At 58.0% G+C, this 12,662-nt stretch carries 10 protein-coding genes; 6 read left to right on the plus strand and 4 right to left on the minus strand.

Features of this window, described 5'->3' with window-relative positions:
• Window positions 1-69 precede the first annotated feature (69 nt).
• Window positions 70-849, minus strand: coding sequence for a triose-phosphate isomerase family protein (locus QFI97_RS07515; protein WP_346430835.1), 780 nt, complete (start codon window positions 847-849; stop codon window positions 70-72).
• Window positions 840-2,600 (minus strand): dihydroxyacetone kinase family protein, encoded by a 1,761-nt coding sequence (locus QFI97_RS07520; RefSeq protein ID WP_346430836.1) that lies wholly within the window; start codon window positions 2,598-2,600, stop codon window positions 840-842. The genes QFI97_RS07515 and QFI97_RS07520 overlap by 10 nt, the downstream gene beginning before the upstream one ends.
• A 330-nt stretch (window positions 2,601-2,930) precedes the next feature.
• Between QFI97_RS07520 and QFI97_RS07525 the strand changes: the two genes are divergently transcribed.
• The 6 genes from QFI97_RS07525 to QFI97_RS07550 all read left to right on the plus strand — a co-directional run bounded on the left by QFI97_RS07525 (window position 2,931) and on the right by QFI97_RS07550 (window position 9,991).
• Window positions 2,931-3,410, plus strand: a complete 480-nt coding sequence (locus QFI97_RS07525; protein WP_095098217.1) for an RpiB/LacA/LacB family sugar-phosphate isomerase — start codon at window positions 2,931-2,933, stop codon at window positions 3,408-3,410.
• 13 nt (window positions 3,411-3,423) lie between these two features.
• On the plus strand, window positions 3,424-4,404 hold the full coding sequence (gene tal, locus QFI97_RS07530) for a transaldolase (RefSeq protein WP_346430837.1): 981 nt from the start codon (window positions 3,424-3,426) through the stop codon (window positions 4,402-4,404).
• A complete protein-coding gene (gene tkt, locus QFI97_RS07535; RefSeq protein ID WP_346430838.1) occupies window positions 4,391-6,385 on the plus strand; it encodes a transketolase in 1,995 nt (664 codons plus the stop codon). The genes tal and tkt overlap by 14 nt, the downstream gene beginning before the upstream one ends.
• Window positions 6,386-6,474: 89 nt before the next feature.
• A complete protein-coding gene (locus QFI97_RS07540; protein WP_095098208.1) occupies window positions 6,475-7,326 on the plus strand; it encodes a sugar phosphate isomerase/epimerase family protein in 852 nt (283 codons plus the stop codon).
• 356 nt (window positions 7,327-7,682) lie between these two features.
• Window positions 7,683-9,005 (plus strand): MFS transporter, encoded by a 1,323-nt coding sequence (locus QFI97_RS07545; protein ID WP_095098205.1) that lies wholly within the window; start codon window positions 7,683-7,685, stop codon window positions 9,003-9,005.
• A gap of 50 nt (window positions 9,006-9,055) precedes the next feature.
• Window positions 9,056-9,991: a 2-hydroxyacid dehydrogenase gene (locus tag QFI97_RS07550; RefSeq protein ID WP_346430839.1), complete on the plus strand. Its 936-nt coding sequence runs from the start codon at window positions 9,056-9,058 to the stop codon at window positions 9,989-9,991.
• Window positions 9,992-10,365: 374 nt separating this feature from the next.
• Here the strand turns inward: QFI97_RS07550 and QFI97_RS07555 are convergent, their stop codons facing one another.
• Together QFI97_RS07555 and QFI97_RS07560 are read right to left on the minus strand one after the other, a co-directional pair.
• Window positions 10,366-11,274 carry a sugar phosphate isomerase/epimerase family protein gene (locus tag QFI97_RS07555; RefSeq protein WP_095098199.1) on the minus strand — a complete coding sequence of 303 codons (909 nt, stop codon included), beginning with the start codon at window positions 11,272-11,274 and terminating at the stop codon, window positions 10,366-10,368.
• A gap of 519 nt (window positions 11,275-11,793) precedes the next feature.
• Window positions 11,794-12,648, minus strand: a complete 855-nt coding sequence (locus tag QFI97_RS07560) for a PA4780 family RIO1-like protein kinase (RefSeq protein ID WP_331833899.1) — start codon at window positions 12,646-12,648, stop codon at window positions 11,794-11,796.
• Window positions 12,649-12,662: the final 14 nt, after the last annotated feature.

Consider the following 12,662-nt stretch of genomic DNA (forward strand, 5'->3'; position numbering starts at 1 on the left):
ACGTTTTTAGCTCAAGCAGGGTAAGCGCGACGGTCCTCCGTGAGTCCCGTCGCGCTTCAGAAAGGGCGGCTAGCTCTCCGGGCGGTCGGCCGCTATCTTCTGTGCTTCGGCAAGAATTGACGCAAAGGCTTCAGGCTGGTGGGCAAAACGGCCGAGGAAAATTCCGTCAACGTCGGGCCACAGGCGGCTGAGCAGGCCGGGGCCCGCGCTTCCGCCGTAGATAACCTGAAACTGTGGGCCGTAATTTTGCCGCAAATGCGTACGCAGCTCGCGGCAGACGTGGCGGATATAGTCGTCGCTGGCAGGCTTTGGCGCACCAATGGCCCACTGCGGCTCCCAGGCGAAAATCGTCGGCGGCAGCGCGCCGTCTCCGCGGTGCGCCAGCAGCTCCTGCACCTGGCCGATAGCGTAAGCGGCGGCATCTTCGGCGCTCATTTGCTGGTCTTCGCCAATACAAATGACCGGGGTGAGATGACTTGCATAGGCCATATCGATCTTCTGGTTGATGATGCCGGTGGTTTCGCCGAAGTGGCGGCGCCGTTCGGCATGGCCGAGCTCGACGTAGCGGCAGCCCATCTCCTGCAGCATGGCGGCGCTGCTTTCGCCGGTCCAGGCGCCGGGCGGGGCGGCGCAGATATTCTGCGCTCCCGTGGCCATCGCCGTTCCCTCAAAGCAGCGCAGCGCCGCCGCGACCGCCGGCATCGCCGGAAAGGTGAACAGCTGCAGCCGCGCCGTCTGCTCTGCCGGCTGCCGGCGCAGCAGCTCGGCAACCTGCTGGCACCATTCCTGGGTTTGGCCATAGCCAAAATAGGTTTTATGGCTGGTGCCGACGATGGGGCTTAGGGGCATACGTTCTCCCGGGGTTCTTCAGTTTCAGTATTATCGCTCATGCAGGCGCCCACCGCGGCGATGATCATCGCCAGCGATACCGCGCCGGCGTCCGGCGTGCCGAGGCTGCGCTCCGCAAGCGGGCGGGCGCGGCCGATTTTCGGCAACAGCTGGGCGGTATCCTGCGCGCTCTGGCGGGCGACGCGCTCGGCTTTGTCCCAGGCCTGCGCGAGAGAGAGTCCTTCTTCCGTTGCCGCGCTCAGCGCCTGGCTAAACGGCAGCAGCACGTCGACCAGGGTTTTATCGCCGGGTTTGGCTTTGCCAAAATGCATCACCCCGGCGTTGGCCTGGGAGATGGCCAGCGCCACTCGCGCGGCGTCAGGTTTTTCATGATTGCCGATGGTGATACCCAGCGTATTGAGAATCACGCCCCAGATGGCGCCAGAGGTGCCGCCGGCCTCATCTGCCCAGGCGTCAGCGGCGAATTGTAGCAGGGCACCGGCTCCGGCACCCCGTTCCAGCACCTTTTTCGCCGCGCTGCGGGCGGCAACGACGCCGCGTTCCATACCGATGCCGTGGTCGCCATCGCCGGCGATCGCATCGATACGGCCAAACTCTTCGGCGTTATCAATCACCGTTTGCGCGACGGCGTCAATTATCCGCATCACCTTGACGGCCACTTCTTTCGATTCCGCGCTGCCCTGGGGGATATTGACCTCGCCGCTCTGCACCAGCTGCTGCGGATCGAGAGGTCTGTGCGGCAGGACGGAGCCGCGGCTAAAGGCGGGAGTGGTGGCAGGGGCAAGCCACAGGGCTTCCAGCTCTTCATCAAACCAGACGAAAGTCATCGACATTCCGGCCATATCAAAGCTGGTGACAAACTCGCCGATCTGGATATCGGTCACTTCTACGCCTGCATCCTGCAGCAGCGGCTGCACGTCATGCCAGAACACGAACAGCTCTTCATACTTCACCGAGCCAAGACCGTTAATGATAACGCCCAAACGCGCGCCTTTGGTTTGCGCGATAGCCTGCGGACGCTCTTCCAGCAGAGTGCCGGTAAGCATTTTCGCCAGCTCGTTCGACGAAACGGTATCCAGTTCGCTAATGCCCGGTTCGCCGTGGATCCCCATGCCAAAGCCCATTTTCCCTTCCGGAATGGTAAAGAGCGGATGCTCCGCGCCGGGGAAGGTACAGCCGCTAAAGGCCAGGCCTAGCGAGCGCGTTTGCTCGTTGGCGCGGCGGGAAATAGCCAGCACTTCGGCCAGCGAGTCGCCGCGCTCTGCGGCGGCGGCGGCGGCTTTAAACACCACCAGATCGCCGGCTACGCCGCGGCGCTTCTCTTTTTCAGCCAGCGGCGCGCTGGAGATATCGTCGGTGATGGCCATGGTTTCACAGGGGATCCCCTCGGCGCGCAGCCGTTCGCAGGCGAGACCGAAATGAAGCACGTCGCCGGCGTAGTTGCCGAACATCAGCAGCACGCCGCCGCCGTTATTGGCCGCCCGCGCGACGGAGCAGATTTGCTGCGCGGAAGGGGAGGCGAAAAGATTGCCCATTGCCGCGCCGTGAGCCAGGCCCTGGCCTACCAGCCCGGCAAAGGCGGGGTAGTGTCCGGATCCGCCGCCAACGACGATAGCCACGCCGCCCGGCCGACTTTGCGTATTACGCACGACCCCGCCGGGGACCTGGCGCACCATTGACGCGTGCGCGCTGACGAAGCCCGCCACCATTTCTTTTGCGAAGTCTGACGGTCGGTTAAAAATCCAGCTCATTTTGTCTTCTCCAGATGATTTGTATTTAGTTTCCCAGCCGCCAGTTTCTGGCCATTTGTACCATCACAAATGAACGCTATCAGATCACATGATTCAATCAAATGTTCAGTGGGTGGATATGTGATCGCGGTCGTGATTTGCTTAATAAAGCTATTTTTTGTGCAATATCCCCTTTTTAAGCCGTCATTTTCTTGCTAAACATTATTACATACGAACAACTAGTGAACTTTAGTTCAGTTAAGCGGCCGGGAATTCCAGCCTGAATCCATCACACGAGCGGCTTCTGAACATAAGTTTGATACTAACGCTGTCATTTATGAGGTAAGAGAAATGTTGAAAGTCGCAATCGGTGCGGATGATGCTGCGACCGGACTTAAAAATCTGGTAAAGGAACATCTTCAGCAGCGGGACATCGAGGTCGTTGATTTTAGCCACGACGTGGCGGGAAATGAGCAGATGTATCCGGATATCGCCTTTAACCTGGCTTCGGCTATCCGCGAAGGCACCTTTGAGCGCGGGCTCCTGTTTTGCGGTACCGGCATCGGGATGGCGATTGTAGCGAATAAGGTGCCCGGCATTCGCGCCGCGCAGTGTCATGACGTTTACTCCGCCGATCGCGCCCGCAAAAGTAACAATGCGCAAATTATGACCCTCGGGGCGCGGGTGGTGGGCAGCGAGCTGGCGCTGATGCTGGTCGATACCTGGCTTGCTGCCGAGTTTGAAGCCGGGCGCTCCGGGCCGAAGGTGCAGCGTATCGATTATTACGAAACGCTGGTTCACCCGGACGGTGCGACCCGCGCAGATGAATAAAGGAGTCATCACGATGACCATTCTGGAAAAACTGAAAGAAGTGACCACCGTCGTTGCGGACAGCGGTGATATCACCGCTATCCGTGAATACCATCCGCAGGATGCAACGACCAATCCGTCGCTGATACTGAAAGCCGCCGCGCAGCCGCTTTACCGCCCGCTGATCGAGCAGGCCATCGCCTGGGCCTGCGAACAGGGCGGCACGGCGCAAACGCGGCTGATTAACGCCGGCGATAAGCTGGCGGTGAATATTGGCCTCGAGCTGCTGAGCCAGGTACCGGGAAAAGTGTCGACGGAGGTTGATGCCCGCCTCTCTTACGATCGCGGGCTGTGCGTGGCGAAAGCGCGCAAGCTGATTCGTTTGTATGAGCAGGCCGGAATCGACCGCTCCCGCGTGCTGATCAAGCTGGCCTCGACGTGGCAGGGGATTAAGGCGGCGGAAGAGCTGGAGCGCGAAGGCATTCACTGCAACCTGACGCTGCTCTTTTCATTTGCCCAGGCGCGCGCCTGCGCCGAAGCGGGAGTATGGCTGATTTCGCCGTTTGTCGGGCGAATTTACGACTGGTATCGCGAACGTAATCTGCTGGAAGACGACGCGGCGGAGAACGATCCGGGCGTCGTCTCGGTGCGCAATATTTACGATTACTATAAGAAGCACCGCTACCCGACGGTGATCATGGGCGCAAGCTTCCGTAAAACGGCGCAGGTGATTGCGCTGGCCGGCTGCGATCGCCTGACGATTGCCCCCGCGCTGCTGGAGGAGCTCAGCCGAATGGAGGGCGATCTTACCGTCGCGCTGGTTCCTCCGCAGGCCGGCGAGGTGCCGCCATCGCCGCTGACTGAGTCCGAGTTTTACTGGCTACACAATCAGGACCCGATGGCGGTCGATAAGCTGGCGGAAGGCATTCGCCTGTTTGCTCAGGACCAGCAAAAGCTGGAGGTGATGCTCAGCGAGCTGCTGGAAAAACAGGAGGCTGACAATGCCATCGCGTAAAGAGCTGGCGAACGCTATTCGTGCGCTGAGCATGGACGCGGTACAGAAAGCCAAATCCGGCCACCCGGGTGCCCCGATGGGTATGGCTGACATTGCCGAAGTCCTGTGGCGTGATTTCCTGAATCATAACCCGAACAACCCGACCTGGGCTGACCGCGACCGCTTCGTGCTGTCCAACGGCCACGGCTCGATGCTGATTTACAGCCTGCTGCATCTCACCGGTTATGACCTGCCGATTGAAGAACTGAAAAACTTCCGTCAGCTGCACTCCAGAACCCCGGGCCACCCGGAAGTCGGCTACACCGCCGGCGTTGAAACCACCACCGGCCCGCTGGGCCAGGGGATTGCCAACGCCGTCGGGATGGCGATTGCCGAAAAAAACCTGGCGGCGCAGTTCAACCGTCCGGGCCACGATATCGTTGACCACTTCACCTACGCCTTCATGGGCGACGGCTGCATGATGGAAGGCATTTCTCACGAAGTGTGCTCCCTGGCCGGTACCCTGAAGCTGGGCAAGCTGGTGGCGTTCTATGACGACAACGGCATCTCCATCGACGGTCACGTTGAAGGCTGGTTTACCGACGATACCGCTAAACGTTTCGAAGCCTACGGCTGGCACGTGGTGCGCGGCGTGGACGGCCATGACGCCGACGCCATCAAACGCGCGGTGGAAGAAGCGCGCGCGGTGACCGACAAACCGTCCCTGCTGATGTGCAAAACCATCATCGGCTTCGGTTCGCCGAACAAAGCCGGTACCCACGACTCCCACGGCGCGCCGCTGGGCGACGCGGAAATCGCGCTGACCCGCGAGGCGCTGGGCTGGCATCACCCGGCGTTTGAAATCCCGTCTGACATCTACGCGCAGTGGGATGCAAAAGAAGCCGGTCAGGCGAAAGAAGCGTCCTGGAACGAGAAGTTCGCGGCCTACGCCAGCGCCTTCCCGCAGGAAGCGGCTGAATTCACCCGTCGTATGAAAGGCGAGATGCCGGCAGACTTCGGCGCGAAAGCGAACGAGTTCATCGCGAAGCTGCAGGCTAACCCGGCGAAAATCGCCAGCCGTAAAGCGTCGCAGAATGCGATTGAAGCCTTCGGCCCGCTGCTGCCTGAATTCCTCGGCGGCTCAGCTGACCTGGCGCCGTCGAACCTGACTATCTGGTCCGGCTCGAAAGCCATCAACGCAAACACCGCCGGGAACTACATCCACTACGGCGTGCGTGAGTTCGGGATGACCGCGATTGCCAACGGTATCTCCCTGCACGGCGGTTTCCTGCCGTACACCTCCACCTTCCTGATGTTCGTGGAATATGCCCGTAACGCGGTGCGTATGGCGGCGCTGATGAAACAGCGTCAGGTGATGGTCTACACCCACGACTCCATCGGTCTGGGCGAAGACGGCCCGACGCACCAGCCGGTCGAGCAGGTGGCTTCGCTGCGCGTGACGCCGAACATGAGCACATGGCGTCCGTGTGACCAGGTGGAATCGGCGATTGCGTGGAAATACGGGGTTGAGCGTCACGACGGCCCGACGGCGCTGATCCTGTCGCGTCAGAACCTGGCGCAGCAGGAGCGTACGGCAGAGCAGCTGGCGAACGTTGCCCGCGGCGGCTACGTGCTGAAAGATTGTGCCGGCCAGCCGGAGCTGATCTTCATCGCCACCGGTTCAGAAGTTGAGCTGGCGGTTGCCGCGTGGGACCAGCTGTCTGCGGAAGGGGTGAAGGCGCGGGTAGTTTCCATGCCGTCCACCGATGCTTTCGACAAGCAGGATGCGGCGTACCGTGAATCGGTGCTGCCGAAAGCGGTTTCGGCTCGCGTGGCGGTGGAAGCGGGTATCGCCGACTACTGGTTCAAATACGTGGGCCTGAACGGCGCTATCGTCGGCATGACGAGCTTCGGCGAGTCTGCGCCGGCCGAGCTGCTGTTCGAAGAGTTCGGCTTCACCGTTGAGAACGTTGTCGCTAAGGCGAAAGCGCTGCTGGCGTAGGTTCGGGTCTGATAAACGCGAGCTGGCTTATCGGCTATTCTGACAAGAATAGCGCTGGCAGCTCTGTTACATAAAGGAAGGGATCGGCCATGAGTAAACTTGTGATTGGCGTAAATACCGCGATGTTCGACGGTCTTGATACCGACGTCGCCTTTAGCACAATAAAAAAAGCCGGGTTTCATTACGTTGAGCTGGCCTATAACCAGGGCTACGTGGGCGATATGCCGCCCGAGCTCTTTGGTGCAGAAAACGCGCAGCATATTCGTGAGCTGCTGGAAAAACACCAGCTGGGCACGCATTCGCTGGGGGCGACGATGAATATGGGCGCCGTGGATGCCGTGGAGCAGTTCAGCCAGCGCATCCGCTTTGCCAGTATGATTGGCGCAAAATGGATCAACGTCTGCGTCGGCAGAAGCGCCGATCGTGCGCGTATCATCGATAATCTGCGCGAGCTGGCGGCGGTTGCCGATGAACACGGCTGCACGATCTGTCTGGAAAACGGCGGCGATCCGAATTATGACGTCTTCCGCCTGGCCGACGACGGCTTTGCGCTGCTGGACGCTATCGATAGTCCGGCGGTGGCCTTCAACGTTGATGCCGGCAATATTGTTTCGCTGTGCCCGGACGTCGATCCGGTTGAGGCGGCGATCGCCATGCTGCCGGGGGCTCAGCATTGCCATCTGAAGGATCTGCAGGTCCGCGACGGGGAAGTGCACTTCACGCCGATGGGCTATGGCCAGCTGAACTATGTGCCAATGCTAAAAGAGCTGGAGGCGCGCGCTATTCCCTGTAGCCTGGAAATTCCTTTACGCATGCATCGCCAGCGCGATAGCTATCCGGTGCGCGGAGCTTCACCCGTCGATCCGGCGTATAGCCTGGAGGTGCTGATCCAGTCCCGGCAGATGCTGGAAAAATGGTTGGGTTACCCTGTCGACGCTTGATAAATAAAAATGCGTCGCCGCTGAAATTCAAGATAAAGAGTATGAGCTGCTGGCGCAATTTATTTTATTTTTAACTTCAAGGTTTGTTCTTATTTATCGTTAAGAATGAACTAAATATCATTTTCGATATTTTTTTGTGGGGATTATAAAAATGATTATAAGCATATTTCCATGTTATGTGATTAAGGTCGCACACGCTTTCTGACGTATATGTTGTTATGTATGTAACATAAGTTCATCAGCCGCTCTTTTGTTCATTGTAATCAGAAAGCGTAACTAATGTTCACCGGGTACTTAACGCTCATAGATTAATTTCGTTTTATTTTTTTAACGACTTTTAAAATCGAAGGTTAATTATGTCTGACTCTACACTCACTCCATTACCAAATACAAAGAAACCCACCAACTACCGTTGGGTTATCTTTGCCACGATGTTCTTCTTATTAGCCGTTAACCTGATGGATCGTATTACCTTATCGATCGGGATGCCGTATATAAAAGAAGAGTTTGATCTTTCACCGACAACTCAAGGTTTGATTCTTAGCAGCTTCTTCTGGTCCTATGCCCTGCTGCAGGTGCCGGGGGGTTGGTTACTCGACCGCTACGGCCCGCGTAAAGTGATCACCGGCGCGCTGTTTGGCTGGGGGTTCTTCCAGGCCATTATCGGTCTGGCGAGCGGCGGGATTAGCCTGATTCTTTCCCGTATCGGTTTAGGGGTCATGGAAGCGCCGGTTTCACCCAGCGGCGCGAAGCTGAGCTCGACCTGGCTGACTCAATCTGAAAGGGGCCGCGGGGCGGTTATCATGGACTCCGGCAGCCCGTTGGGCGTGGCGATTGGCGGGATCATCGTGGCGCATTTAATCGTGCTGCTGGACTCATGGCGCGTCACCTTCGTGGTGGTGGGCCTCTTTACGATGCTGCTGGGATTTGTGGCATGGCGAATTCTGCGCGACCGCCCGTCTGAACACCCGAAAGTGGATCCGCAGGAGGTGGCGTATATTGCCGCCGGCAACGTCAACGGCGCGACCGACGCCGATGACGCCGCGCCGACCAAGGGCCTGGGGATCAGCTGGTTTACTATGGCGGCGATCATGATTGGCCGCGCCTCCTGGGGCATGGTGTACTGGGGGCTGCTGACCTGGGGGCCGAGTTATCTGGCGCAGGCGCAGGGTCTGCAGCTGGCCTCTATCGGCAACTCGACGTTTATCATCTTTATTATGGGTACGCTGGGATGCCTGTTTAGCGGCTTCTTCGTCGACTTCCTGGTGAAGAGAGGCGTCAGCCATAACGTATCGCTGAAAAGCCTGCTGTCTATCTCCGGCATCGTCGGGCTGAGCGTGCTGTACGCGCTGTCGACGGTTACCGATCCGGACCTGGCGGTTGGCCTGCTCTCCGTCGCCGCCTTCTTTATGATGTTTGGCAGCCTGTACTGGAGCTTCCCGGCCATTCTGGCGCCGAAAGACCGCGTGGGTCTGGTTGGCGGGCTGATGAATATGGCTAACAGCTGCGCGGGGATACTGGTACCGATTCTGGTGGGCGTTATTTTACAAGCCACCGGTAGCTTTGAAAGCGTGCTGGTCTATTTCGCCGTCTGCGCCGGGTTCTACACCGTCGGGACGCTGTGCATTAACTTCAATAAATTACCGCTGAAAAACGGCCAGCTGTCATACCAGAAATAAATAGCCGCTTAGTACTGTGGTTGAATTACTATTAAATACAGGATGCTGATATGTCAGTTATATTACGAGTGGATAAAGTACCGCAGGTGTTAGCGGATGAGTTAGCGCTCGCCCACACGTTGTATGAATACAGTAAATTGTCTGCTGAACAATTGCATGCCATCGCCGGGGAAGTCCAGGTAATATTAGCCAGTGGGGAGTCGAAGGTTGAAGCCGCATTGATTAATCAATTGCCGCAATTAAAATTAATCGCCGTATTTGGTGTGGGTTATGACGGCGTGGATATTCGCGCCGCCGCCGCAAGAGGTGTCCAGGTGACCAATACGCCGGATATTTTAACCGATGACGTTGCCGACCTTGGGATCGCTCTGATGCTGAACGTATCAAGGCGCATTAACGGCGCGCAGAAGTTTATTGAGCGCGGCGGCTGGCAATCCGGCACCTACCCGCAGTCAACCAAAGTCAGCGGCGGGCGTCTGGGCATTGTTGGCTTTGGCCGCATTGGCCGGGCCGTCGCTAAAAGGGCGCAGGGCTTTGCGATGTGCATTGCCTGCTTCGATCGCAATCCCGTGGAAAGCAGCGAGGTGACGTACTATCCCGATTTGCTGGAGCTGGCGAAAAATAGCGATGTGCTGATGGTATGCGCCAGCGCGGGGAAGGAGAGCCAGAAGCTGATTAATCACGACGTGCTCGCCGCCCTTGGGCCGCAGGGGATTTTGATTAATATTGCTCGCGGCAGCGTCGTGGATGAGGAGGCGCTGGCGGAAGCTCTCACCCTCGGCACAATTGGCGGTGCGGGTCTGGACGTTTTTGCTAACGAGCCCCACGTTCCGCAGGCGCTGTTGAACCGCGATGACGTGGTGGTGACGCCGCATATTGGCAGCGCCACCCGCGCAACCCGTGCGGCAATGGCGAAGCTGGTTATCGATAATATCGCGGCGTTTTATGCCGGTAAGCCGCTGCTGACGCCGGTACCAGCGGCGTAATGTCAGCGTATTGCCTGCTGGCGTTATGCCGAACGTACGGCATCGGCGCCAGATGACCGGGTTAAGGGGGAGATAACCGTCTCCCCCTTAACAATCCTCGCTCTCCCGCAGGGAACCTCTTCCTGCCTTCAGCCTGCGGTCGGCCCATCTCCGGGGCTTGCTCCTGTCTCTATTCGCCTCTCGCCGCCATCTCTCTGGCGGTCAGCCCCTTCGGTACGCCGATTTCAGCGGGCGTGAAGGCCCCGCCTTACGCCTGTTTATCACCGCTCGTGGGTCATTGCGGCAGCGCCGGCCTTTATTGCGGATGAGACAAAAAAATGCCCGCCGGTTGTTTAACCCGCGGGCATTAGTCCTGTGCTATTCGGGCCTCGCGATTAGCTTTGCGCTTCGCGCCAGGCACTCTGCAGAAATTCACGGCACTGGCGTTCGTTATCCCACAGATCGTCCTGCTCGGTGGTGCGCATTTCGACGGCAAGGGAGATTGGGCCGAGCTCTTTCGGCAGCTCAAGGCTCATTGCGGTTCGGATAATATGCGCCGCTGACTCCGTGGTGAGGAACCCTGGTTCGCCAAATTTCATATGATAATCACCGTAACCCTGAGCCTGCGGGTCAAGGATGGCGTTAGCCAGATGCAGCTGCGAAATCAGCGGCGCGGCGAGCGCCAGCGATTCCGCGAGATCTTCCTGATTCAGCGAGACGTGAGCGCTATCCCAGGCGAGATAGAGTTTAGGGCAGTCCGGCCGCAGCGCTTTCATCCACTCCACGGTCTCGTCCGTCGGGCCAATCAGCTGACATTTATGCGCGAAGCGGTCGAGAGGCTCGACCTGTAAAAGCATATTCTCATACTGGCCAACGACTTCGCCAATACGTACCAGCGCTTCGCCAAACCCCTTTTTTGCCTCTTCACGGCGCGCGTCGCCGGGATCGCCGCCGCTCACCAGCGACAGTTTACTGGTGCCGCATTCGGCCGCCAGGTGGACCAGCTCGCAGGCGCGACGGATGGATTTCTCCCGCAGCTCGGGGTCGAGGCTGCTGAGGTTGAGATGGTCTTTAAGCAATTCGAAGGTTAGCCACTGGGTGACATTCAGGCGCTGCTGTTCAGCGAGATTGCGGATATTCGCCGCGATTTCCGGCCGATGGATAATGCCGGTTTCAAATCCCCGGTAATAGCCGATGCCGGCGATTTCGTGGATGACCTGTAGAACGGCGTTTTCATCGCCGGCTAGCGGGAAAAAAAGCTCGGCGATGTGTGCTGAAGGATACAATTCGGTCGTTACTGTCATATCACTGCCTCCTCAAAGAGCGGGGTTAAGGTATGGGCTATGTGGTTACGCCAGGTGCAGGAAGCGCTTCATTGGCCGTGAACATTTTAATGATATCTGAACATATGAACAAACATAGAACGTTCGTAATGTCATAACCTTGACGCCGATCGCACTTTGCTCTAAACGGCGACTCTGCGCATGTCGCTGTTGATTTTATTTAAGATAATTTTTCTTTACCGTTTGGCGGGCGGGAGAGGTGGGGCCGTGATGCGGCGTGATAATGAGCATTCAAGCGTTAACTTGATGTTCAAAAGTATGCATTGAGCGGGGGAGGGAAGGGATCTCTTCGGGCCTGGGGATGAAGCTGAGGGTTGCTGTCGGCGGATCTTGCTCCGGGGAGATTGCCGCAGCCCGGGGTTGTTCGGGCTGCAGGCCCTTCTGCGGGCTCTTCTGCTGCGGGATGAGCGGGGTTTCTCGCGGTTAAGCGCTTTCTGCCCCTCAGCCTACGCTACCGTACGGCCGCTCAAAGGCGTAAATCTACTCATCGTCGCGTTCTTTGGCGGCGCGCTGGCGTTCGTAAAATTCATCTTCCGCGGCGATGATCTCATCCATCAGCGAGTCCATATCGACGTCATGGACCTCTTCGACAAAGAGGCCGGTTAGCGGCGTTTCCGGGGTTAATTTTCCGTCTTCATACAGCATCCATATCTCTTTCGCGTAGCGCGTCTTTAATAGCTGCGGAGCGAACTGGCCGTAGTAGGAGGTGATGTTATTCACGTCACGCTCGAACATGGATTTTGCATGGTTGTTTGCCGCGGCATCTACCGCCTGCGGCAGGTCGATAATCACCGGCCCCTGCGCATCAAGCAGGACGTTGAACTCCGATAAATCACCGTGTACCAGACCAGCGCAGAGCATGCGCACGATATTGCGGATCATGGTAGCGAAATCAGCAACGGCTTCCTCTTCCGTCAAGGCCACATCGCTAAGGCGCGGGGCGACCGCGCCCTCTGCGTCAGTGACAAGCTCCATCAATAACACGCCGTCAATGCAGATATAGGGTTGAGGTACGCGAACCCCGGCGTTAGCCAGGCGGAACAGCGCATCGACCTCCGCCATTTGCCAGGTCTCTTCCTGCTGCTTGCGTCCGAACTTTGAGCCTTTTTGCATCGCGCGGTTATTACGCGAATTGCGGACTTTACGCCCTTCCTGATACTGCACGGCCTGCTTAAAGCTGCGCTGTGCCGCCTCTTTATACACTTTGGCGCATTGGATCTTATCACCGCATAAAACAGTGTAAACGTCGGCTTCTTTACCGCTTTTCAGCCGTTGAAGCACTTCGTCTATCAGGCCGTCATCGACCAGAGGTTGGATTCTGTTTGGGATTTTCATGCGGCTTTATACCT

Origin of the sequence: Klebsiella scottii (assembly GCF_036561945.1) — a bacterium.
Lineage (GTDB): Bacteria > Pseudomonadota > Gammaproteobacteria > Enterobacterales > Enterobacteriaceae > Klebsiella > Klebsiella scottii.

Excerpts from the sequence above, each read along its gene's own strand:
- QFI97_RS07515 (WP_346430835.1), bottom strand. The coding sequence starts at position 849 with ATGCCCCTAAGCCCCATCGTCGGCACCAGCCATAAAACCTATTTTGGC.
- QFI97_RS07520 (WP_346430836.1), bottom strand. The coding sequence starts at position 2,600 with ATGAGCTGGATTTTTAACCGACCGTCAGACTTCGCAAAAGAAATGGTG.
- QFI97_RS07525 (WP_095098217.1), top strand. The coding sequence starts at position 2,931 with ATGTTGAAAGTCGCAATCGGTGCGGATGATGCTGCGACCGGACTTAAA.
- tal (WP_346430837.1), top strand. The coding sequence starts at position 3,424 with ATGACCATTCTGGAAAAACTGAAAGAAGTGACCACCGTCGTTGCGGAC.
- tkt (WP_346430838.1), top strand. The coding sequence starts at position 4,391 with ATGCCATCGCGTAAAGAGCTGGCGAACGCTATTCGTGCGCTGAGCATG.
- QFI97_RS07540 (WP_095098208.1), top strand. The coding sequence starts at position 6,475 with ATGAGTAAACTTGTGATTGGCGTAAATACCGCGATGTTCGACGGTCTT.
- QFI97_RS07545 (WP_095098205.1), top strand. The coding sequence starts at position 7,683 with ATGTCTGACTCTACACTCACTCCATTACCAAATACAAAGAAACCCACC.
- QFI97_RS07550 (WP_346430839.1), top strand. The coding sequence starts at position 9,056 with ATGTCAGTTATATTACGAGTGGATAAAGTACCGCAGGTGTTAGCGGAT.
- QFI97_RS07555 (WP_095098199.1), bottom strand. The coding sequence starts at position 11,274 with ATGACAGTAACGACCGAATTGTATCCTTCAGCACACATCGCCGAGCTT.
- QFI97_RS07560 (WP_331833899.1), bottom strand. The coding sequence starts at position 12,648 with ATGAAAATCCCAAACAGAATCCAACCTCTGGTCGATGACGGCCTGATA.